This window comes from Faecalibacterium sp. Marseille-P9590 (genome assembly GCF_017377665.1).
Taxonomy (GTDB): Bacteria; Bacillota; Clostridia; order Oscillospirales; family Ruminococcaceae; genus Faecalibacterium.
On sequence record NZ_JAFREF010000006.1, the window covers coordinates 1 to 22,537 of the forward strand.

19 protein-coding genes are annotated in these 22,537 nt (G+C 58.5%); 2 read left to right on the forward strand and 17 right to left on the reverse strand.

Annotated elements, in window-relative coordinates:
* Positions 1 to 455 precede the first annotated feature (455 nt).
* From J3349_RS08330 to J3349_RS08410, 17 genes are all read right to left on the reverse strand, one after another.
* Positions 456 to 1,244 carry a DUF975 family protein gene (locus J3349_RS08330; protein WP_207677088.1) on the reverse strand — a complete coding sequence of 263 codons (789 nt, stop codon included), beginning with the start codon at positions 1,242 to 1,244 and terminating at the stop codon, positions 456 to 458.
* Between the two features lie 441 nt (positions 1,245 to 1,685).
* A complete protein-coding gene (locus J3349_RS08335) occupies positions 1,686 to 2,066 on the reverse strand; it encodes a hypothetical protein (RefSeq protein WP_207677089.1) in 381 nt (126 codons plus the stop codon).
* 4 nt (positions 2,067 to 2,070) lie between these two features.
* Entirely contained in the window at positions 2,071 to 2,883 is an 813-nt protein-coding gene (locus J3349_RS08340; RefSeq protein ID WP_207677090.1) for a hypothetical protein, read from the reverse strand.
* A 360-nt stretch (positions 2,884 to 3,243) separates the two neighbouring features.
* Complete coding sequence (argF, locus tag J3349_RS08345) at positions 3,244 to 4,161, reverse strand: ornithine carbamoyltransferase (protein WP_207677091.1); 918 nt, start codon at positions 4,159 to 4,161, stop codon at positions 3,244 to 3,246.
* Positions 4,158 to 5,363 (reverse strand): acetylornithine/succinylornithine family transaminase, encoded by a 1,206-nt coding sequence (locus J3349_RS08350; protein ID WP_158395687.1) that lies wholly within the window; start codon positions 5,361 to 5,363, stop codon positions 4,158 to 4,160. Before J3349_RS08350 ends, argF begins: the two co-directional genes overlap by 4 nt.
* Positions 5,364 to 5,611: 248 nt before the next feature.
* A complete protein-coding gene (gene argB / locus J3349_RS08355) occupies positions 5,612 to 6,466 on the reverse strand; it encodes an acetylglutamate kinase (protein WP_158395685.1) in 855 nt (284 codons plus the stop codon).
* Between the two features lie 14 nt (positions 6,467 to 6,480).
* On the reverse strand, positions 6,481 to 7,710 hold the full coding sequence (gene argJ / locus J3349_RS08360) for a bifunctional glutamate N-acetyltransferase/amino-acid acetyltransferase ArgJ (RefSeq protein ID WP_207677092.1): 1,230 nt from the start codon (positions 7,708 to 7,710) through the stop codon (positions 6,481 to 6,483).
* Positions 7,711 to 7,793: 83 nt separating this feature from the next.
* Positions 7,794 to 8,735 carry an N-acetyl-gamma-glutamyl-phosphate reductase gene (argC, locus tag J3349_RS08365; RefSeq protein WP_207677093.1) on the reverse strand — a complete coding sequence of 314 codons (942 nt, stop codon included), beginning with the start codon at positions 8,733 to 8,735 and terminating at the stop codon, positions 7,794 to 7,796.
* A complete protein-coding gene (gene argH, locus J3349_RS08370) occupies positions 8,732 to 10,132 on the reverse strand; it encodes an argininosuccinate lyase (protein WP_158401133.1) in 1,401 nt (466 codons plus the stop codon). Before argH ends, argC begins: the two co-directional genes overlap by 4 nt.
* Positions 10,133 to 10,271: 139 nt before the next feature.
* A complete protein-coding gene (locus J3349_RS08375; RefSeq protein WP_158401132.1) occupies positions 10,272 to 11,507 on the reverse strand; it encodes an argininosuccinate synthase in 1,236 nt (411 codons plus the stop codon).
* Positions 11,508 to 11,845: 338 nt separating this feature from the next.
* The gene (locus tag J3349_RS08380; RefSeq protein WP_158395676.1) at positions 11,846 to 12,130 is read right to left on the reverse strand and encodes a GIY-YIG nuclease family protein; all 285 of its coding nucleotides are present in this window, start codon (positions 12,128 to 12,130) and stop codon (positions 11,846 to 11,848) included.
* Complete coding sequence (locus tag J3349_RS08385) at positions 12,117 to 12,944, reverse strand: MYG1 family protein (RefSeq protein WP_015565706.1); 828 nt, start codon at positions 12,942 to 12,944, stop codon at positions 12,117 to 12,119. Before J3349_RS08385 ends, J3349_RS08380 begins: the two co-directional genes overlap by 14 nt.
* 122 nt (positions 12,945 to 13,066) lie before the next feature.
* Positions 13,067 to 13,720 carry a hypothetical protein gene (locus tag J3349_RS08390; protein ID WP_207677094.1) on the reverse strand — a complete coding sequence of 218 codons (654 nt, stop codon included), beginning with the start codon at positions 13,718 to 13,720 and terminating at the stop codon, positions 13,067 to 13,069.
* 178 nt (positions 13,721 to 13,898) lie between these two features.
* The gene (locus J3349_RS08395; RefSeq protein WP_207677095.1) at positions 13,899 to 15,272 is read right to left on the reverse strand and encodes an ATP-grasp domain-containing protein; all 1,374 of its coding nucleotides are present in this window, start codon (positions 15,270 to 15,272) and stop codon (positions 13,899 to 13,901) included.
* 286 nt (positions 15,273 to 15,558) lie between these two features.
* Positions 15,559 to 16,311: an alpha/beta hydrolase-fold protein gene (locus tag J3349_RS08400; RefSeq protein WP_207677096.1), complete on the reverse strand. Its 753-nt coding sequence runs from the start codon at positions 16,309 to 16,311 to the stop codon at positions 15,559 to 15,561.
* Between the two features lie 22 nt (positions 16,312 to 16,333).
* Complete coding sequence (locus J3349_RS08405; protein WP_207677097.1) at positions 16,334 to 17,101, reverse strand: alpha/beta hydrolase-fold protein; 768 nt, start codon at positions 17,099 to 17,101, stop codon at positions 16,334 to 16,336.
* 130 nt (positions 17,102 to 17,231) lie between these two features.
* Positions 17,232 to 18,311, reverse strand: a complete 1,080-nt coding sequence (locus J3349_RS08410) for a branched-chain amino acid aminotransferase (protein ID WP_158395663.1) — start codon at positions 18,309 to 18,311, stop codon at positions 17,232 to 17,234.
* A gap of 241 nt (positions 18,312 to 18,552) precedes the next feature.
* Here J3349_RS08410 and J3349_RS08415 point away from each other — a divergent pair, with 241 nt between their 5' ends.
* Both J3349_RS08415 and J3349_RS08420 read left to right on the forward strand, forming a co-directional pair.
* The gene (locus tag J3349_RS08415; protein ID WP_158395661.1) at positions 18,553 to 19,206 is read left to right on the forward strand and encodes an HAD family phosphatase; all 654 of its coding nucleotides are present in this window, start codon (positions 18,553 to 18,555) and stop codon (positions 19,204 to 19,206) included.
* A 177-nt stretch (positions 19,207 to 19,383) separates the two neighbouring features.
* Positions 19,384 to 22,530, forward strand: a complete 3,147-nt coding sequence (locus J3349_RS08420; protein ID WP_207677098.1) for an ATP-binding protein — start codon at positions 19,384 to 19,386, stop codon at positions 22,528 to 22,530.
* Positions 22,531 to 22,537 lie beyond the last annotated feature (7 nt).

A 22,537-nucleotide genomic window follows, 5' to 3' on the forward strand; every position in this document is an offset into this window, starting at 1 on the left:
CGTCTTTGATGAAACTATTTTTGTTTCATCGATGACATTGTACCAGCAAGCAGTGTCTTCGTATATACAAAGACCATTTTGCGTTGCAAAATGCTTGTTGGGGACACCCAAACCCTTTCAGATCTGCATTGTACCGATGCAGGCTACGCGTTTTTGCAAAACGCTTTTTGGATGCGCCATAGGAGTGCGCAGCCATCACGGAAGCACGATGATTACAGGGTTTGAGGTTCTCCCAGCGCAAGTAGCCCTAGTCGCGGTATCGATATGTACCAAGCCAAAGCGGACCCAGTACCCACAACCAAGGCAATGAAAGCACTCTCGTCACTTTTAATACCGTAAGCACCAGCATTAAAGCAAACAAGAGGGTCATTGTAATTATTTCGGAACGGTCAGGTTTCTTCTCCATACGCAGATCACCTCGAAAATCCGGTCACATCTGAGAAATAGTATAAAAGTCAGTATGCTTCATCCGGTTCGGCAGGTGCTGCGGTAATATCGCGGTAGAAAGCGGCCCATGCAGCTTCCTCATAGGGGCGTACAAAAAAGAAGCCAATGCTCAATGGAATTGTCAGCAGAAGAACCATAGAAATCGCCATAGCTTCTGAACCGGAGAAATATCTGAGAATCAGAAAATACCCGATATACAGTGGCAGCGCACAGAGCAGTTCCCAGCCAATGAAGCTGAAATCCAGACAGAATAGACGCCATTTATTGCCGTCCATGATTCGTCGGGATTCTGTGATCGCTTCATTTGCGGTCAGCGAAGGATGCTCGGACATGATGTAAGGTGTCATCGCATAGCTATATGTTTTCACGATTCCCGGAATCACCAACAGCAGCGACCAGAGAGCGATGTACAGACCCTGCAGGAATTTCATACAGAAGCCATCCCACAGACGGTCTTTCTGAGAGAACAAGTCCGAGATGGCAGCATCATTTCCATCTACAAGGTTCAGATTAAAACGAGCATATCCCAGTCGAACTGCACCGCCCACGATCAGTTGGAGGATTGCCCACAGACCAATGCCGACAAGCAGAACAGCAAGCAGCCGACCGCCGTTTGGCTGGGCGAACAGTTCAAAATGAATGTCCTTTGCCTGATTGGAATTGGAAACGACACTGTTGGAACTGCTCACAATGGTAGCACCGAGCGCACTGGCGGCAATCCCTGTCAGAACAGCAGTTTTCCATTTTCCGCGCAGAGCATCGAGAGCGAGCATACGATAGTCGGCAGATACTTTCATAAAAGCAACCTCCTGTTTGAAAACGGCAAGGATGTGTGAAAAGGAATATGATATGCCACTTTAATTTAGATACGTTTGAAACGCTGAAAAAATTGCAACATGAATGAAAAAGAGGCTGTTGCGCCTGCCGCTTTTACGGCCTGCTCATTGACCTGATTGTAGTTCTTACGCAATCGCAAAGCAGTGCACCCAAGGCGACCAACTGCTTAAAACGGCAGTTTCCTGCGCACACGCTTCTCTGGAATTGCCCAGCACACAAATGTGCACCATGGCAGGCGTGGAAAAAAGATTCCCGCTTACACCTGTTAAGCAGTTCTGTACGTTTTAGTATGGGACAGATTTAATAACGCGGAAAATTGTCAAAGCCCACAGGCCGGAATTTCATCCACCCTGTGGGCTTTGTTGTACCCGTTAATTGATATAAGTTGATACCAATTAGTATCAGGTGTTTTTCTGAGTTTCGTCCATGATTTTTTTGGCTCGTCCGCGCGTGGTGTCCTCAAAGGTCTCATCTTCGCTGAATCGCAGCCAATAGGGGTCTTCCATCAGGCAGGCGTTGGTGCGCTTGACGATTTCCCAAGCGTTGTAGTCGGGCAGCCCCATCAATTTTAAAATCTCTTTGCAGTCCATCCGATTTTTCGGGAAGATACGCTTCTTTGCCCAAACCACAACATCGACCAATGGGACTTTGCGTTTGTCACCGATGAAAAGGTTCAGGGGCAGATTATACTGCGGCACATCCTCATTTGCGCAAAGAGACTGCCCATCTTCGCTTAGGTGGGCAATTTCTTTTTCATCCATCATCAATTTCAGATAGGTCATTTTATCACCCCATAGCGACTTTCAGGTAGTGCAGACGGTATTTCAGGTACTGACGGATCGCAGATGCTCTTTTTTCGCTCAACAATGCAAGAATCGGCGAGATGGCCTGAATGATTTCTGTATACAGCATATCCAGATCACGCACAGGCAGCACGGGCTCGTCGACCAGTTTGATCTGCTGGGCGTGATGGCTGCGGAATGGCTTCGATTTATCGAACTGATAACGGAGCTTCGTGTCAGTCAATTCTTCATCCATCGCCCATGCAAGCAGACTGCCGCCATTGTCGTAAATAGGCGGAGCATAATTTTTTCCATCCCGGACGATTACATCAAAATTGTTCTCGTGGCGGTCTTCGTTGCCAATAAAGGCGTCGAACGTCAGCATCTGATAGAGCCACTTCTTGCCATACAATTCTGCCGCATACTGAAACAGTGCCTCCGGTGAAGCGACCTGACCGCTGGCAAGAAAATGGGCGTCAGCCAAGTCTGCAAAATGGTACAGCTGTTCATCGTCCGTTGTGAACTTGGGGCAGACGCTGACCACATCGCAGGAATAGGTCTGAATATCAGGAAAGAGTTTGGCTGGCATCAGGGCGTATGCCACATGAGGCAGACCCAGTACCTGTGCAATCAGCGATGCCATCCCCTCAGAATACGGCTCATACCCAGCAGTTCCGGCCTCTGTGATGGAGTTGCCCTTGACCATGACAAGCTGGTCGTCTACCTGATACCAGCCCTTTGAGAGCATTCCGCGGCTCGTCCGTGTTTCGCGCTTTTCGACCAACTGGATTTTTGCAGGGACTTCGATTGGGCTCATGGTATCACGCTCCTTTGTTCCATTATACCATGTTTGGATGGATAGACAAGATGAAGCGTGGTTTCGTTCTGCATACATGATCTCCCTCACCACTACCTCCTCCGCCTGCGCTTTTAGCCCGTTCATGTGCGCCACCCAGAGAAGCTGTGCGCGCGCTTCGTCTGGCGCAGGGTACTTGTCAATCGCAAGGGAAGTTGGTTGCACATAGGTTGACACCATATTTGCGATATACAATTCGCAGTTGTTGCCAGCGAATCAAAATGCGATAGGCCGGGAGACCGGTGCCAGGGTTCGACTCCCTGATGCTCCGCCAAAAACGCCGCAGGACGATGCGTTCTGCGGCGTTTTTCATTGCATATTTTACTTTCCCGCCAGCAATACCGCCAGCACAGCCTTCTGGACATGCAGTCGATTTTCTGCCTCGGTGAATATCTCGTCGGCGTGGGCCTCGAAGACGGCAGTAGAGATCTCCTCGCCGCGGTGAGCGGGCAGGCAGTGGAGCACCATGCAGTCCGGCTTTGCGGCTTTCAGGAGGCCGCTGGTGAGCTGGAAGCCTGCAAAGTCCCGCAGGCGGCTCTCGCTCTCGGAGGTGCCGGGGGCAGCGGTATTCCAGACAGCCGTCACCACGACATCGGCGTCCTTGACGCCTTCGGCGGGGTCTTCCAGCAGGCGGAACGCACTGCCGTACTTATGGGCGAACATCAGCACATCTACCGCCGGGCGGTAACCGTGGGGGCAGACGCAGTCTACCTTCATGCCGGAGAGCAGGCCGCCCACGATGAGGCTGTTGGCCATATTGCTGCCGTCGCCGACGAAGCAGAGCTTCTGGCCCACCAGCGCACCCCGGCGCTCCCGGATGGTCATGAGGTCCGCCAGCACCTGACAGGGGTGAGCATAGTCCGTCAGGCCATTGATGACGGGGACGCCCGCAAACTCAGCGAACTCTTCCAAATCGCTTTGGCGGTAGGTGCGCCAGACAACGCAGTCATAATAGCGGCCCAGCACCCGGGCGGTGTCCTTGAGCGGCTCGCCGCGGCCGGACTGCAGCTCGGTGGCGGCATTCATGTAGTTGCCGAGGCCGCCCAGCTGGTAGACGCCCACCTCGAAGCTGGTGCGGGTACGGGTGGAGTTTTTCGAGAACATCAGCGCGACGCTCTTGCCCTTGAGCAGAGGTTCGGTGCCTCCGGCCTTCTGCTGAGCTTTCAGCTCATCGGCCACATCAAGGATGTGGGCCACCTCGTCAGGGGTGAGGTCGCTCATTTTCAGCAGATGCTTCATGCCTGCTCCTCCGTTTTGCTGGGGTCCATCTCCGCGAGGACGCTGCCCAGAATATCCAGCGCCATCTCCACATCGTGGGCGGTCAGAGTCAGCGGCGGCAGCAGGCGGAGGCGGGTCTTTGCGGTAAGCACCAGCAGGCCCTTTTCGCGGCAGGCGGCCAGCACGTCAGCGGCCTTGATGCCCTCGAGAAACTCGATGCCGACCATTAGGCCGATGCCCGAGAGGCTCCTGACGCGGGGCAGCTTTTCCAGACCGGTGCGCAGCTGGACGGCCCGCTCGTTGACGTTGGCGAGGAAGCTGGCGTCCATCCGGTCCACGACGACATTCGCACCGGCGCAGACCACCGGGTTTCCGCCGAACGTGGAGCCGTGGCTGCTGGGTCCCATACCGGCAGCGACTTTCTCATTCATCAGGACAGCGCCAATCGGCAGACCGCCGCCCAGACCCTTGGCCAGCGTGACGACGTCGGGCTGGAGGTTGTAGTGCTCGCAGCACAGGAAGGTGCCGGTGCGGCCCACGCCGGTCTGCACCTCGTCCACGATGAGGACGAGGTCTTTTTCGTCGCAGAGGGCGCGGACAGCCTGCACATACTCGGGTTCCAGCGCCACAACACCGCCCTCGCCCTGTACCAGTTCCAGCATGACAGCGCAGGTGTGGCGGTCCACCATCTCGGTCAGGGCGTCGATGTCGCCGGCCTTGACGTACTGGAAGCCCTCGTTGAAGGGGCCGAAGTAGTTGTGGAACACGCCCTGTCCGGTGGCGGTCAGGGTAGCAATGGTACGGCCATGGAAGCTGTTGACCAGCGTGATGACATTGTAGCGGTCAGCACCGTATTTGTCGAAGCTGTACTTGCGGGCGGCCTTGATGGCACCCTCATTGGCCTCTGCGCCCGAGTTGCCGAAGAACACCTTGCTCATACCGGTGCGCTTGCAGAGCTTTTTGGCCAGCTTGCCGCAGGGGGCGGTATAGTAGAGGTTAGAGGTGTGCTGCAGCTTGTGTGCCTGCTCGGAGACGGCCTCGGCCCAGGTCATATCGCAGTAGCCCAGGCTGTTGACGCCGATGCCGCTGGTGAAGTCGAGGTACTTCTGCCCCTCGGGGCCTTCGGCATAGAGGCCGTGGCCCTTCTCGATGGCGATGGGGTTGCGTGCGTAGGTATGCAGGACATACTCGTTGTCCCGCTTGATGACTTTTTCGGAATCCATAATATCTACCTCCTGACGGTGGAGCCACATACTTTTCCTCTTTGCCAAAGGCTCCCCTACAAGGGGAGCTGGCGCGAAGAGCCTGAGAGGTTGTACGAAGGAGAGCCTAGCCGTGAATCGCAGCGAGGCTAAACCTCTCCGTCACGGCTGGCGGCGGTCATCGCTGTTGCCTATCGAGGGGAGGCCTTGGCATATCGGAAAGTTTTCTTATCAACTATTATAGGGTACTCCGGCGCATCGCGCAACCCTTATTCGTGATGGCTGCGGCGATAGAAGCGGGTACCGGAGCCACGGTCGGAGAACAGCTCCAGCAGGATGGAGTGCGGCACGCGGCCATCAATGATGACAGCCTCGTGGACGCCCTGATAGATCGCGTCGGCCATGCCGCCGATCTTGGGGATCATGCCGCCCGCGATAATGCCGGCGGACTTATAGCCCTCGATCTCGGAGACCTCCACCTCGGGGATGAGGGTGGATTCATCTTCCTTATCCCGCAGCAGGCCCGCAATATCAGTCATGGAGACGAGTTTTTCGGCCTTGAGCGCGATAGCGATCTGTGCAGCGGCGGTGTCAGCGTTGACGTTATAAGCCTGGCCCAGGTCGTCCATGCCCACCGTTGCAATAACGGGGATATAGCCGCTATCCAGCAGGCTGGAGATCAGCGTCGGGTCAACGTGGACGATCTCTCCCACATGGCCCAGCTGAGGGTCAAGCTCGGTGCAGCGGAGCATCTGGCCGTCCATGCCGCAGAGGCCGACGCCGCGGCCCCGCAGCTTTGCCACGAGGTCTTTGTTCACCTTACCGGCCAGCACCTGCTGGACGATCTCCATGGTGGCGTCGTCGGTGACGCGCAGGCCGCCCGCAAAGTGGCTCTCGACGCCCACTTTTTTGAGCATCTCATTGATGGCAGGGCCGCCGCCGTGTACCAGAACTACCCGCACGCCCAGCAGGGTCAGGGTGACAAGGTCGTTCATGACCGCGTTTTTCAGCGTCTCGTTGATCATGGCGTTGCCGCCGTATTTGATGACCATGGTCTTGCCGTGGTACTTCTGGATATAAGGGGTCGCCTCCGAGAAAAGGAGGGCCATTTCTTCGTTTTTCATTGCTGTTCTCCTTCTCAGGTGCGGTAGTCGCCGTTGATTTTCACATAGTCATAGGTCAAATCGCAGCCCCATGCCTTGGCGCTGGCGTCACCGGTCCCCATATCCACCTTGACCAGAATATCGTGCTCGGCCAGGACCTTTGCCGCCTCGTCCTCGCTGTAGGGGTGGTAGGCGGCGTTCTCGCAGACGTAGACCTCACCGGCCTTGCTGGACAGCCAGACGCAGACCTTATCGATTGAGAAGTCACCGGGAGTGTAACCGATGGCGCAGAGGATGCGGCCCCAGTTGGCGTCGCGGCCAAAGACAGCGGCTTTGAAGAGGTTGGAGCAGACCACGCTGCGGCTGACGGCACGGGCCGTCTTGAGGTCGGGGGCGTGGGTAACTTCGCAGGTGATGAGGTGGGTCGCGCCCTCGCCGTCACCGGCGTGCTCAGCGCACATATGCTCGGCGATGGCGGTCAGTGCGGCCACAAAGGCGTCGTAGTCGGCGTTTTCCTCGGTGATCTCCGGGTTGCCCGCAAGGCCGGAGGCCATGATGATCAGGGTATCGTTGGTGGAAGTGTCCAAATCGACGCTCATCTGGTTGTAGGTCCCGGGGACGACGGTCTTGAGGGCCTTTTCCAGCAGGGCGGGGGAAACGGCGGCGTCGGTGGTGTAGAATGCCAGCATGGTGGCCATGTTGGGGGCGATCATGCCGCTGCCCTTGCCGATAGCGCCCACCGTGCAGGTCTTGCCGCCCAGCTCAAACTGGATGGCATATTCCTTCTTGTGGGTGTCGGTGGTCATGATGGCCGTCGCCGCATCGGTGCTGCCCTGTGCGTCAGCCGCCAGCTTGGCGGCGGCGGCAGGGATGCCACGGGCAAACGGGTCGATGACCATCGGCTGGCCGATAACGCCGGTAGAAGAGGGCAGGACATCCTTTGCGTCGATGTTCAGCGCCTTGCCCACCAGCTCACAGCATTCCTCCGCCAGTGCCACGCCGTTGGCGGCGCAGGTGTTGGCGTTGCCGCTGTTGACCACGATGGCCTGTGCATAGCCGTCCGTCAGGTGGGCACGGTCTACCTTGATGGGTGCGCCGCAGACCTTATTGGTGGTGTAGACGCCGGCGGCGGCGCAGCGGACGTCGGCCTTGATGAGCGCCAGATCGTACTTTTCACTGTGATTTGCCCGGATGCCGCAATGGACACCGGCTGCTGCAAAACCCTTGGGCGCGCAGATGCCGCCCGCAACTTCTTTATACTGCATCTGAAAATCCCCCTAATTTCAAACCTCTCAGTCTCGCTTCGCTCGATAGGGAAGGAGGCAGCGCGCCAGCGCTGACGGAGAGGTTACTCTAATCCTTCTGTCTCGTTCATTCCCAGCATCAGATTCATGCACTGGATGGCTGCACCGGAAGAGCCTTTGCCCAGATTGTCGAACAGGGACACCAGCATCATCTGGTCGCCCGCCGCGTTGACGGTCATGTACAGCTCCATCCTGTCGCTGCCGGACAGGGCGTTGGAGTACAGACCATTCTCGGGAAGCGGCTCGTTGAGGGCGTGGACGGAAACGGTCGCGCCCTCCTTGTAATAGTCCGCAATGCCTGCGGCCACCGCCTCGGCGCTGGTGCCAGCCAGCTTGAGGTCCAGCGGAACGAGGACCTGCATTCCGCTGTAATAATCGCACACCACCGGCACAAAGGCAGGGGTGTGGGCGAGGCCGCTGATCTTCTGCATCTCAGGCAGATGCTTATGAGCGAGGCCCAGACCGTAGCTCTTGGGCGCATCCAGCTTGCTGTGAGCCGGACGGTCGGCGCTCTCGTACTCGGCTATCATCTTCTTTCCGCCGCCGGAGTAGCCCGAAATGCCGGTGCAGCTGAACGGATAGTCTGCCGGAGCCAGCCCCAGCTCCACCAGAGGCCGCGCGATGCTGATAAAGCCGCTGGCATAGCAGCCGGGGACCGCCACACGATACGAATTTTTGATCTTCTCTTTCTGGCCCTTCAGCTCCGGGAAGCCGTAGTCCCAGGCCGCGTCGGTGCGGAAGGCCGTGGAGGTATCCAGCACCTTGACGTCCGGGCGGAGCAGAGGCATGACCTCTTTGGAGGCCGCATCGGGCAGGCAGAGGAAGGCAAGGTCGGCGGAATTGATGACCTTCGCCCGCTCGTTCACATCCTTGCGGCCCTCAGCCGAGATGCTCAACAGCTCGATGTCAGGCCGGGCAGCCAGACGGTCGGCAATGCGCAGACCGGTGGTGCCGGAAGAACCGTCGATAAAGACTTTTACGCTCATGCGTTTGCCGCCTCCCATGCGCCGAGCTGGGCGCTTGCCAGCTCGATCTGCTTTTTGACGCTGGCCTCGCTGGGACCGCCGTAGCTGGTGCGGCCCTCGCAGCACTTGATGAGGTCGATGGCGTCGTAGATGTCGTTTTCGAACAGAGCGCTGTAGCCCTTGAACTCATCGAGGGTCAGCTCTTCGAGGGTCTTATCCTTGCTGATGCAGTCGGAGACCATGCAGCCGGTGAGCTTGTAGGCGTCGCGGAAAGGCATCCCCTTTTTGGTCAGATAGTCGGCGCAGTCGGTGGCGTTGATGAAGCCCTTGGCAGCGGCCCGGCGCATATTGGCGGGCAGGGTCTTCATGGTGTCCAGCATGGGAGTGACCGTTTTCAGGCACAGCTCCAGCGTATCGACAGCGTCGAAGATGGCCTCTTTGTCCTCCTGCATATCCTTGTTGTAGGCGAGAGGGATGCCCTTCATCATGACCAGCAGGGTGTTCAGATCGCCGTAGACACGGCCCGTCTTGCCGCGGATGAGCTCGGTGACGTCGGGGTTCTTCTTCTGGGGCATGATGGACGAGCCGGTAGTGAAGGCGTCATCCAGCTCGATGAACTTGAACTCCCAGCTGCACCAGAGGATGATCTCTTCGGACAGGCGGGACAGGTGCATCATGCAGATGGAGATGGCGTTTGCCAGCTCGATGCAGAAGTCACGGTCAGACACGCCGTCAAGGCTGTTGGGACAGGGTGCCGCAAAGCCCAGCTTCTCGGCGGTGAACTGACGGTCCAGCGGGTAGGTTGTACCGGCCAGAGCGCCGGAGCCCAGCGGACACTGGGCGTCCATCCGGGCGGTGGCGTCCTCGAAGCGCTGCAGATCGCGCAGCAGCATCCATGCATAGGCCATCAGGGCGTGGCCGAAGGTGATGGGCTGGGCGCGCTGCAGGTGGGTGTAACCGGGCATGACGGCGGTGGTGTTCTCGGCGGCCTTCCTGCAGATGACCTTGACCAGCTCCACGATGTAAGCCTGCAGGGTGTGGCTGTAGTCCCGCAGAGTCAGGCGGATGTCCAGCGCCACCTGGTCGTTCCGGCTGCGGCCGGTGTGCAGGCGTTTGCCGGCGTCACCGATGCGGGCGGTGAGGGTCTGCTCCACGAAGGTATGGACGTCCTCGGCGTTGGGGTCGATGGTGAGGGCGCCGGAGGCCAGGTCATCCGCGATGGAGGCCAGACCGCTCAGAATATCTTCGCAGTCCTTCTCGGAGATGATGCCCTGCTTTGCCAGCATGGCGGCGTGGACGCCGCTGCCGCGCATATCCTGCGCGATCATCCGCTGGTCGAAACGGATGGAAGAGTTGAAGTCGTTGACGCGGGAATCGACCGCCTTGGAGAAACGGCCCTTCCAAAGTTGTTCTGCCATAAAAGAAACTCCTCTATAGAAACGGCAAAGCCGCCGCAGGGGAAAAAGCTCCCGCGGCGGTGCCGCCAGCAATGATGCCGGTAATTTGAGCCTTCAGCGTGAAAGTGTAAAAAACACGCCAAAGGGGATGGTAAGCAGGTTATTCCTTGACCTCGGGCCAGTTCTTGGACAGCTTTGCGCGCTCCTTGATGGACAGGCCGAACAGGTTGATGAAGCCGGTAGCATCGGACTGGTCATAGTCCTTATCCACGCCGAAGGAGGCAGTCTGCTCGTCGTACAGGGTGTACGGAGAGGTGACGCCGGCGTTGATCATGTTGCCCTTGTAGAGCTTCAGCTTGACATCGCCGGTGACGGTCTTCTCGAGGCTGTCAGCAAAGGCATCCAGAGCCTCACGCAGCGGGGTGAACCACTGGCCGTTGTAGACGATGTCGGCGTACTTCTGAGCCATCTGAGCCTTGAAGTGTGCGCTCTCCTTGTCCAGAGTGATGGTCTCCAGAACATTGATGGCCTTGTACAGGATAGCACCGCCGGGAGTCTCGTACACGCCGCGGCTCTTCATGCCCACCAGACGGTTCTCGACGATGTCCAGCAGGCCGATGCCGTTCTCGCCGCCGACCTTGTTCAGGTACTCGACCAGCTCGACAGCGCCCATCTCCTTGCCGTCAACGGCAGTGGGGATGCCCTTCTCGAAGTGGAGGGTGATGTAGGTCGGGGTGTCGGGTGCCTGCTCGGGGGAAACGCCCAGCTCGAGGAAGCCGGGCTTATTGTACTGCGGCTCGTTGGCGGGGTTCTCGAGGTCGAGACCCTCGTGGCTCAGGTGCCACAGGTTCTTATCCTTGGAGTAGTTGGTCTCACGGTTGATCTTCAGGGGGATGTTGTGTGCTTCGGCGTAGTCGATCTCCTCGTCACGGCTCTCGATGTCCCACTCACGCCAGGGAGCGATGATGGCCATATCGGGGCAGAGAGCTTTCAGCGTCAGCTCGAAACGCACCTGGTCGTTGCCCTTGCCGGTGCAGCCGTGGCAGATGGCGTCTGCGCCTTCCTTGATGGCGATGTCGGCCAGAGCCTTTGCGATGCAGGGACGTGCGAAGCTGGTGCCCAGCAGGTAGTCCTCATACTTTGCGCCGAACTTCAGGGTGGGGAAGATGTAGTTCTCGACGAAGTCCTTCTTCAGGTCGAGGACGTACAGCTTGGAAGCGCCGGTAGCCTTGGCCTTCTCTTCCAGACCGTCCAGCTCAGTACCCTGACCCACGTCGCCGGAGACAGCGATGACTTCGCAGTTGTTGTAGTTCTCTTTCAGCCAAGGAATGATGATGGAGGTATCCAGACCGCCAGAGTAAGCCAGAACAACTTTCTTAATATCTTCCTTTTTCATGATGATCGCTCCTTTGTTTATTACACTTTTTACACTTTCGTTTGCCGCCCGGGCATCCCTCCCGGGGCGCTCGACGTCTTGTCTTTCTGAGTACGCTTTTATTATACGCCAAGCGGTTTTTCCGTCAATGCAGAAAACCGCCAAACCTTGTGCAGATTTGGCGGTCCTTTTCTGTTATTTTGTATGTTTATGCATTATTTTCTAAATATATACAAATTTTATGCATCTTTAGTTTGTATATGCATGGCCGTATACAGTCCGGTTTATACATTCTGTCCGCCGTCGGCACGGGGTTGACGGCCCAGTTCCGGCACAGCGCGGCGTTCGTGTTTTTTTATTCATTCTTTTTCAGCCGTCCACCCGGCGCAGAGGGTCTCTTTCTGGGCCTTCGTCAGCTTTTTGAGGGCAATTTCCCGCCGGAGGGCGGCGGACTTGTCCGCACACGCTTCCAGGTAGGCAAAGCCCAGCGCGGTATGGGTGCGGGTATACTTTGCGCCTTTGCCGCTCTGGTGGGCCTTGAGGCGGGCTTCCGGGTCGTTCGTCCAGCCGGTATAGAGCTGGCCGCCCGCGCAGCGCACCATGTAGACGTAAGCTGTCTTTTCCGGCTTCTCAGATGCGGCCATTGTTCTTCAGCACCTGACGGCAGGCGGCGAGGGCCGTCTCCTTGTCCTTGGCCGTGATGAGGAAACGGCTGGCGTGGCAGAAGCTGATGCCCTCGATGCCGCTCTTCTGCTCGATGACCTCCTGCGGCTGGCCGGCCCAGCTCTGAGGGAAGGGGAGCTTGGGCTTTTTGGTCTTGTGGTCGGTGACGCACTGGGCGCTCCAGCCGCCCCGCTGGCTGGGGTAGATGACGAAAAGGGCGTCGGTCTTGTACAGGCCGTTCTTCCAGGGCAGATAGCAGGGCAGCACCACGATGCCGTCGCGGGAGTTTTTGTATGCCTGCTGGACCTTCTCGTCGGCGCGGTTGACGGCGTTGGCGCTCTCGATCTGGTTCTCCAGGATCTGCTTTGCCACAGCCACCGCCTTGAAGAAGCAGGCGTCCTGGTCCTCTTTCGAGTCCCACACGGGGTTGAAGAAGCCGATGGCGTCACAGAGGCTGTTCTGCTCGCCGGTATTGTCGTTCAGATCGAGGGGCTGGATGAAGTTCTCATCAATGAGCCGGGCCTGACGCTCGCCTACAAGGCCGGGGCCGAGTACCCGCCACAGCAGGCCGAAGGCCGCGTAAGGGATGCCGTTGGGGCGGGTCTCGCGGGGCTCCTGATGGTGGTCGAACATGCCAAAGCCAATGTCATACACGATGCCATCGAAGTCATCCGGCACCACGAAGCCGCGGGTTATTTTAATATCCGGGCGGAGGATCTGGAGCAGGGCAGTGGCGAACACGTCGTCAGCGTGGAACTTGCCTGCGTGGGTAAAGCCGTTTGCGGGTATTTTCATAGGAATTCTCCTCATTCTCTCATGCATTCTATTGCACACAGTATAGCACATTCCCGGGCGGCGGACAACAAAAAGGAGCCGCCGCATGACGCAGCAGCTCCCATATTCTACAGAAAATTTTCTCAGTGGTTGGCCTGTGCCGCTTCAAACTCTGCCTGCGTCAGGATCTGATAATCCGCAGGGATGTTGAAGAGATTCTGGTCCACAGTGGTGCTCGTGACGCGGTACTCCACGATGGTGCGGCCCTCGGCAGCATCGGTAACGACATACTTGAGGTCATCACCGACCAGGCAGTAGGAAACGGTGGCCGTCTGACCGTTGGCATCGGTGACAGTGTAGGACAGGGCCTCGCAGTCCTGACCGTTCACATTCACGGTGGTCACGGTGCAGGGGATCTCCTGTGCTTCGCCTTTGTCAGCGGAGACTTCCTCGCTTATGCTCACAGTGGGTACTTCGCCCTTGACGGCCATCTTGGATGCATCGTCCACCAGATAGCCCTGACCGTCTTTCAGGATATAGACCAGACTGCCGACGTCGCCCATATCCATCTTGATGTAAGCGTTGCCGTTGCTGCGGGCTGCGATCATGGTCTGGGTGGTGCCATCGGGGGCAGTGGTGACGATCTCCTGATACAGCTCTGCGCCGGTGCGCTGTGCGAGCGCGTTGTTGATGCGGGTCTCAACGGAGTCGCCGGGAGCAGCCATGCACACCGGCATCAGCACGGCAGCCATCACTGCAGCCACCAGCAGAGAAGTAAGTTTCTGATACAGCTTCATAGAAAATTCTCCTGTCTTTCAGCTCATTTTGCAAAGGCGTTTTCCTCTTTTGCATTTGCATTATCTTACAACTTTTTCCGGGGCACTGTCAATCATCACATTTGCCCTCATGTCAAAAAACAGCCGCAGAGGCGTTTATTTCTCTCTGCGGCTGCGGTTTGTAAAGTTTTTGTGGAAATCACTTCCGGCCCTTGCGGCCGGTCTTGGTGACGGCACGGGTGGGGGTCTTGGTCACAGCAGTGGTGGGCTTGACCGCCGGGCTGAGGTTGGGCTTCGGGGTCAGAGCCTTGGTGGGCTCGCCCAGAGCCAGCACCTGGGAAAGCGCGGCCTGTGCGGCGGCAGCATCGCCGTCGGTGACGGCCAGAACATCGGAGTAGAACTGCTCCATCTCCTCGCGGGTGGAGAAGGTGGCGACGTACATCTGGTTTCCCATCGCGCCGGAGAGGGCGTCGGGGATGCGGTCCACCATCTTGATGTTCTTCTGGTACTTCTGCATGATCTGCTCATGACTGTACACGAAGTTCTTACCGTCGCGGCGGCCGACGAAGGGGCAGTAGTAGTGCTCGCCCACGGGCATATCGGTGCCGCCGAAGGCGATCATGTCGGCCCATATCTTATAGACGTTGGTGGAGCGGGCGAAGTTTATCATATCGGGAGTGAAGCCGCCGCAGGGGCGCATATTGACTTCGAGGGCCACGATCCGGCCTTTTTCGCCCATGCTGGCCTGGTTCTCGGTCATCCGGAAGAACTCGAAGTGGACGAAGCGGCTCTTGACGCCGAAGCTCTTGACGGCGGCACGGCCTGCGGCGCGGGTGTCCTCGGGCAGGTCCTTGATGATGTAATAGATGGAGTTGTCGTTGTCGTTCACGATGTCCATGATGGACACGGGGCTGACATTGCCGGCCTCAAAGATGGGGTTGCCGGAGGCGTCGATGATGGCGTCGTAGCTGTTGACCTCGGCGTGGACGAACTCCTCCATGATGTAGGAGACGTCCGGGTGCTTCTCGGCCTTGTAGGCGAGGAAGGTCTTCAGCTCTTCGTCATTGGACAGCTTGTGGGTATCGGAAGCGCCCACGCCGTTGTCGGGCTTGACCACCACGGGATAGCCCACCTGCTTGATGAAAGCCTTGCAGCCGTTGAGATCGTCCACCATGTGGTAGCGGGCGGTGGCGATGCCGGCCTTCTGGTAGTACTCCTTCATCTTGCTCTTGTACTTGATGCGGGGCATATCCTCGGTCTGGAAGCCGGAGGTGATGTGGAAGTCGGTGCGCAGGGCAGCATCCCGCTCCAGCCAGTATTCGTTGTTGGACTCCAGCCAGTCGATGCGGCCATACTTGAAGATGAAGAAGGCCACAGCGCGGTAGACTTCGTCGTAATTCTCGAGGCTGCCGACCTTGTAGTACTCGTTCAGGCTGTCCTTCAGCTCCGGCTTCAGCTCATCGTAGGGCTGGTCGCCGATGCCCAGCACGTTCATGCCGTCGTTCTTCAGCTCCCGGCAGAACTGCCAGTAGTTCGTCGGGAAGTTCGGGGAGATAAAAATAAAATTCTGCATAATTTCGCGTCTTCTTTCCTTGAATATCCTCTATAACCCTCTCAGTCACCTTCGGTGACAGCTCCCCCAGAGGGGGAGCCACTGGCGAAGAGATGAAGCTTTCCGTTATGCCAAAGCCTCCCCTCGTTAGGAGCAACAACGACGACCGCCGCCAGCGGCGGAAACAGGGAGTCGCTGTTGGGGCCGCGGCCAGCAGGATGCGAGGCCCGCACCAAGGGCCGAAGCAGATGCTGGGAGCCGCAACCCGGGCAGTGGCACGCCGTAGGCGTGACGGAGAGGTTTTCTTTCACCCTAAAATATACGGCATGTAATAAACCGCCTGCTTATACCACCAATCCCAGTCGTGCTTGACGTCGTGACCCCACAGGTCCACCCAGACAGGGATGTTCTTTGCCTCAAAGATGCGCTTGAGCATCCAGGTGGTGTCGGGCTGCTCCCATGCGCCCTGACCGCAGCAGATGACAGCCTTCTGGTTCCGGTACAGCTCCATATAGGGGTGATCCTCCGGGAAGTTGTGCATATAGTCCACGGGAGAGTTCATATACACCAGCTCATCCATGTAGTCGCCGAAGCCGTAGTGGGCGGTGTAGATGCCGCTGAGGGCCAGACAGCCGCAGAAGATGTCGGGCCAGCGGAGGTAAAGGTTGACCGCATGGGTCGCGCCGAGGCTGCAGCCGAAGGCGATGACGCCGGGCAGGTCATCCCAGCCGTTGCGCTCCTTGGACAGATAGCGCAGCTTGGGGACAGCCTCATCCACGATATAATGCAGCCACTGCTCATACCGGCGGATGCGCCAGTAAGGGTCGCCATTGGTGTCCGACCAGGTCTCCTTGTCCAGCGTGTCGATGGACATGACCATGAGCTGGCCCGACTCGATCCAGGGTGCAAGGGTGTCAGCCATGTGGAAGTCCTCGAAGTCGAAGAAGCGGCCGTCCTGACAGGGGATGTACAGCATGGGCCGTCCCCCGTGTCCGTAGACTTTGCACTCCATCTCCCGGCCCAGCGCCGGGCTGTATTCCTTGAAATACTGCATCTCCATATGCTTTCCTCCTCAATTTGGTTCAATCAAGCTCGTACATCAGGGTGTGGAACACAAAGGGCAGCTGCTTTTCCCAGCTGGCTTCGCTGTGGTTGCCGCCCGGCACGACGCGGGCCGTCAGGTTGATGCCCCGGGCAAAGATCTTGCTGCACATCTCGCCGAAGCCCTTCCGCATCCCGTCGTGGTTGCCCATCTCTCTGGAGCCGTAATCCATGTAGAGCACGGTACCCGGGGCCAGCTTGCAGCGGCCCACCAGCGCCGTCAGCGCCTCCGGAGCCACCCACAGCGAGGGCGAGAGCGCCGCCGCACGGCCAAACACATCGCTGTACTGCAAAAGAGCGTACAGGCTCATGAGGCCGCCCATGGAGCTGCCGCCGATGAAGGTATGAGCCCGGTCGGGCTCTGTGCGGTAGTTGGCGTCGATGTAGGGCTTGAACTCGTGGACGAACCAGTTCAGAGTGTCCTTGCCTTTGCCGTCGAAGTGGCCGTACTGCTTATCGTCGAAGCGGTAGGGCGAATACTCCACCAGACGCTCATTATTAGCACCGGCGTTGCACTCCACCGCCGCCACGATGAGGGGCGTATCGGTGTAGTCCAGATAATCCGCCACGCCCCAGCTCTTGCCGTAGGTGGCGTCCTCGTTGAAAAACACGTTCTGCCCGTCGAACATATACAGCACCGGATACCGCCGGTCAGGGTCAGCCTCGTACATGGTGGGCAGATAGACATAGGCCCGACGCTCTTCTTCGCCGCCCACAGCGGGGTAGCGGATGCTCCACTTCTTTATCATCTTCTCATTCCCTCTCGTTTTTCAGGTGTACTTTAAGTGTATCACCCGCGGCAGAGAATTGCAATCCGCACCGGATACAGCAAACGCCGCCGGGCGTACAGCCGGGCGGCGTTTATAAGCCTTTCAGCTCTTAGTACTTTTTCTCCACAGGGACGATCCAGCCCTTGGTATCGGGGATCTTGCCCCACTGCATACCGGTCATGGTGTCATAGAGCTTCTGGGTGACAGGGCCGATGTTGCCGTCGCCGATGTAAGCGTGCTCGCCCTTCCAGACCAGCTCCTTGACGGGGGAGACGACAGCGGCGGTGCCGGTGCCGAAGACCTCTTCCAGCTTGCCGTCGCGGGCAGCCTGCATGATGTCGGCGATGGCCAGCTTGCCCTCGACGACCTCATAGCCCCAGTCCTTCAGCAGCTCGATGCAGCTGCGGCGGGTAACGCCGGGCAGGACGGTGCCGACGGTGGCGGCGGTGTAGACCTTGCCGTCGATCTTGAACATGATGTTCATGCTGCCGACTTCCTCGACGTACTTCTTCTCGACGCCGTCCAGCCACAGCACCTGAGCGTAGCCCTGCTCCTCAGCCAGCTCGCCGGCCTTGATGGAAGCAGCGTAGTTGCCGCCGCACTTGGTGAAGCCGGTCAGACCGGGAGCGGCACGGATGTACTCGTCTTCGACGTAGATGCGCACGGGGTTGATGCCCTCGGCGTAGTAAGCGCCCGACGGAGCGCAGATGATGCAGAAGATGTAGTGCTTGGAAGCGTGGACGCCCAGACCCACATCGTTTGCGAACACGAAGGGACGGATATACAGGGAAGCGCCGTCAGAGTGAGGCACCCAGTCACGTTCCACATCCACCAGAGCCTCGACGGCCTGGATGTAATCCTCAACAGGGATCTTGGGGATGCACAGACGGTCAGCAGAGTCCTGCATACGCTTTGCGTTACACTCGGGGCGGAACAGCTGGATGGTGTCATCCGCAGTGCGGTAAGCCTTCATGCCCTCGAAGATCTCCTGTGCATAGTGGAACACAACCGTAGCAGGGTCCAGCTGGAAGGGTGCGTAGGGGACGATGCGGGCGTCATGCCAGCCCTCGCCCTCGGTGTAGTCCATAACGAACATATGGTCGGTGAACTTCTTGCCAAAACCCAGCTTAGACTCGTCCTGCGGCTTTTCCTTCGGGCAGGTAGTACGAGTGATCTTGATGTCCAACATGATAAATTTCCCTCTTTTCTGATCTCACACAGCGCCGCGCGGGCTGCACGCCCTGCGCCAAATATGCCGAATGTTGTTTTCTATTATAATGCCGTGAAACGGATTTGCAAGCAACCGAAAAATGTTTCATCTTTGGGGCAGTCAAGTTGCCACAAATTATGACCTTATCGGTGTTCAAAAGCGGAAAAACATGGTACAATAAAGTATGTATGTAGATTTTTCGCCAAAAGGAGCTTGCGTTATGATACAGGGTGTTATTTTTGATATGGACGGGCTGATGTTCGACACCGAGCGCATCTGGAACATCTGCTGGGAGCCGGCACTGGCAAAATTCGGCCTGCCCTGCAAGGATGGCCTCTCGCAGGCTGCCCGCGGCACCACCAAGGCCGGCAGCTGCGATGTGCTGCGGCGCTTCTACGGCGAGGACTGCCCCGCCATGGGCATCGTGGAGGAGCTGTACCGGCTGGCCTATGAAGCCTTCAACAAGCCTGTCCCCAAAATGCCCGGCCTCGATGAGCTTCTGGCCTGGCTGGACGAACATCACATCCCCATGGCGGTGGCGTCTTCCAGCCCCATGACCGTCATCGAGGGACATCTGGAACACTGGGGCCTCGGCCATTACTTCAAGGCCGTCATCTCGGGCGAGCACCTGACCCGCTCCAAGCCCGCGCCGGACATCTTCCTGCTGGCGGCGCAGAAACTCGGCACCGAGCCTGCAAAGACGATGGTGCTCGAGGACAGCTACAACGGCGTCCGGGCCGGCGCGGCAGGGGGCTTTGTCACCGTGATGGTCCCCGACCTCTCGCCCGCCACCGACGAGATGCGCAGGATCTATACCTGCGAGTGTGCTTCGCTCCACGAGGTGCGCAGAAAGCTCGAATGCGGAGAACTATGAGCCGCAGCAGACCCGCACCACTTGTGAAATTTCAACATATCATCTGACAAATATCAATAAACCCCGTCATAACTCGGCTTGATCTCTCAGCCGTTTCCAAACTTGAAGCGCTCTCTGAAATACATTATAATAGTGGGGAAACGACTGATTTCCTGCGCTATGAATGGAGTTTGCATCATGAAGAATGATTCTTCCCGGTTCGGGCATATCATCCAGCTTTTCACCGTCCTTCTCACAGCCATCCTGATCAGCCTGTTTTTCGCTGCCCTCGTGCTGGTGGGCAAGATACAGGGTACGGCCCGCGTCGTCAACTACGCCGGCCTCGTGCGCGGCAAGACCCAGCGCATCGTCAAGCTCGAAATTTCCGGCACGCCGGAAGATGATCTCCTCGGCGATGTGGCCTCCTACATCGAAGGCCTCCGCTTCGGCAGCAGCGAGCTGGACCTGGTGCGGCTGGACAACGCGGATTTTCAGACCAAGATGACCGCTCTTTCCAGCGAATTCGACGACCTGAGAAACGAGCTCATCCTTGTCCGTCAGCGCGGCTACACCGAGACAGCCATCATCGCCAAGAGCGAGCATTTCTTCCAGACCTGCGACGAGGCCACCAACCTGGCCGAGGTCTACTCCCAGAAGCGGGCCACGGCCCTTGACTTTCTGGAAAAAGTCGTCCTCGCGGACATCGTGGGGCTGCTGCTTTTGTTCGGTTATCAGATCTTCAAGGCCCTGCGGTACGCGGCCATGAACCGCATTCTGCAGCGCAAAGTCTACCTCGATGAGGCCACCGGCCTGCCCAACAAGAACAAGTGCGAAGAGCTCCTGGACGCGCCCGACCCGCCGGACGGGAACACGGCGCTCTGCGTCTTTGACCTCAACAATCTGCGCACCGTCAACAATAACCTCGGCCACGACAAGGGCGACGAGTACATCCGCTCCTTTGCCGAACAGCTGCGTCTGGCCGTGCCATCCCAGCACTTCGTGGGCCGCGACGGCGGCGACGAGTTCATCGCTATCCTCTACGGCGTGGACTGGGACGGCGCACAAGATGTGCTGCGCAGCATCCGGGCACAGGCGGCAGAGTATTCCCGCCAGCACCCCGAGATGCCCCTAAGCTATGCGGCAGGCTGCGCCATCGCCAGCGACTTCGAGGGCAGCACCCTGCGGGAGCTGTTCCGCCACGCCGACAAGAATATGTATGTGGACAAAAACCGTGCAAATCGCGAGGAGGCCGAGGCCCGGAAACTGCAGAACCAGCAGCTTCTGCAGTGGGTCAACGCCCATGGGTATCAGTTCTCGAACTGCCTCTACTGCGACGCCCTGCTGGACCAGTACCGCGTCCTGCGCACCTCAGCGGGCTTTTTCCTTGCTGACAACGGCAGCTATTCGGGTGCAGTGGAGCAGATCGTGGACGAGTACGCCACCTCCGCCACCCGCAAGACGATGCGGGAAGCGTTGCAGCTGAGCACGCTGTCTGCCGCCCTCAGTGCTGAGCACCCCAAGCAGGAGCTTGCGCTGGATTTTGAGACCGACGGCGTGACCCAGCGCGGACGGCTGACCCTCCTGTTCTGCGACGCCGACCTCCATGGGCGGCTGCACCACTTCCTCGTGGGCTTCGAGTATTTCCGGGACAAGAGCACCGCCTTCGACGAACGCCAGCCCCTGACCCAGTATTACGAGCAGATGAAGCACTCCCTGCTGGAAAACGACAACTATGTGGATGCCCTCATCGACGCAAACGACGCCCTGTTCACTGTGGACCTGACCCACGGCCAGCTCGAGCAGATCTTCTACCGGACTACCGCGCTGCGGCAGTTCGATCTGCAGATGACGCTGCCCTGCTCCTACGACGACTACTGCGCCCAGCGCCGTCACTTCGTCACTCCTGAGACGCTGGAAAACTACCGCATCGTGGACACGGCGTCAAAACTGCTGGAGCGCTTCCACTCGGGCTTCAAGCACGTGACAGTGGAGTACCGGGAGCAGACCTCCTGCGGCGATCCGGTCTGGCTCCAGAAGACCGTCCTCATGGCGCAGGATACCGTCTTTGATGCGGCCTCCGGGCGGGAGATGCCGGTCATCCACGGTATCATCCTCTTCCGGGATACCTCCGTCTTCCATGCACAGGAGCAGGCCGAGAATCAGCGCCTGCAAGAAGCTTTTGAAGAAGCCGACTCGGCCAGCAAAGCCAAGACCGCCTTCATGAACCGGATGAGCCACGACATCCGCACCCCCATCAACGGCATTCTCGGTATGCTGGACATCCTCCGCTCCAACCGGGACGATGCCCGGAAGGTGGACAGCTGCCTTGATAAAATAGACCTCTCCGCTCACCATCTTCTGGCACTGGTCAACGACGTGCTGGACATGAGCAAACTGGAAGCCGGGCAGATGGTGATAGAACAGGAGCCCTTTGACATCGAGGTGCTGCTGCACGACGTCTCGTCGCTGGTGGAGGCACAGATAGAAAAGGACGGCCTGACCCACCGCCGCCACCGGGAGAACGTCCAGCACACCGCCCTCGTGGGCAGCTCCCTCAAGCTGCGGCAGATCATGGTGAACCTGTTCAGCAACGCCATCAAGTACAATAAGCCCGGCGGGTCCATCGACACCTACGCCAGGGAGCTCTCCTGCGACGGCACCACCGTGTGGTACGAGTTCCGCATCACGGACACCGGCATCGGCATGAGCCGGGATTTCGTGGAGAACCAGCTGTTCAAGCCCTTTACCCAGGAGTCCGCCGACGCCCGCACCCAGTACAGAGGTACCGGCCTCGGGATGTCCATCGTCAAGGAGCTGGTCAGCCAGATGGGCGGCAGCATCTCTGCCGAGAGCCAGCTGGGGGAGGGGACTGCCTTCACCTTCCAGCTGCCCTTCCTGCTGGACAAGAACGCCGCCGCAAAGCCCCAGCTCAAGCCCACCGACAACGGGCGGCTGGACGGGATGCACATCCTGCTGGTGGAGGACAACGACATCAACATGGAAGTGGCCGAGTTCCAGCTCACCAGTCAGGGCGCAGCGGTGGACAAGGCATGGAACGGCAGGGAAGCCGTGGAGCGCTTTGCCGCCAGTGCGCCGGGCGGGTATCAGGCCATCCTCATGGATGTGATGATGCCGGTGATGGACGGCTTCGAGGCGTCCCGGGCCATCCGCGCTCTCGACCGGCCCGACGCCGCCACCGTTCCCATCCTCGCCATGACGGCACAGGCCTCCGACGAGTGCGCCCAGTCCTGCCATCAGGTCGGTATGAATGGCCGTCTCGTCAAGCCTCTGGACGCCAAAAAGCTGGCAAAGAGCATCCGGGAGGCTGTACAAAACAAGCAGTAAAGGAGAC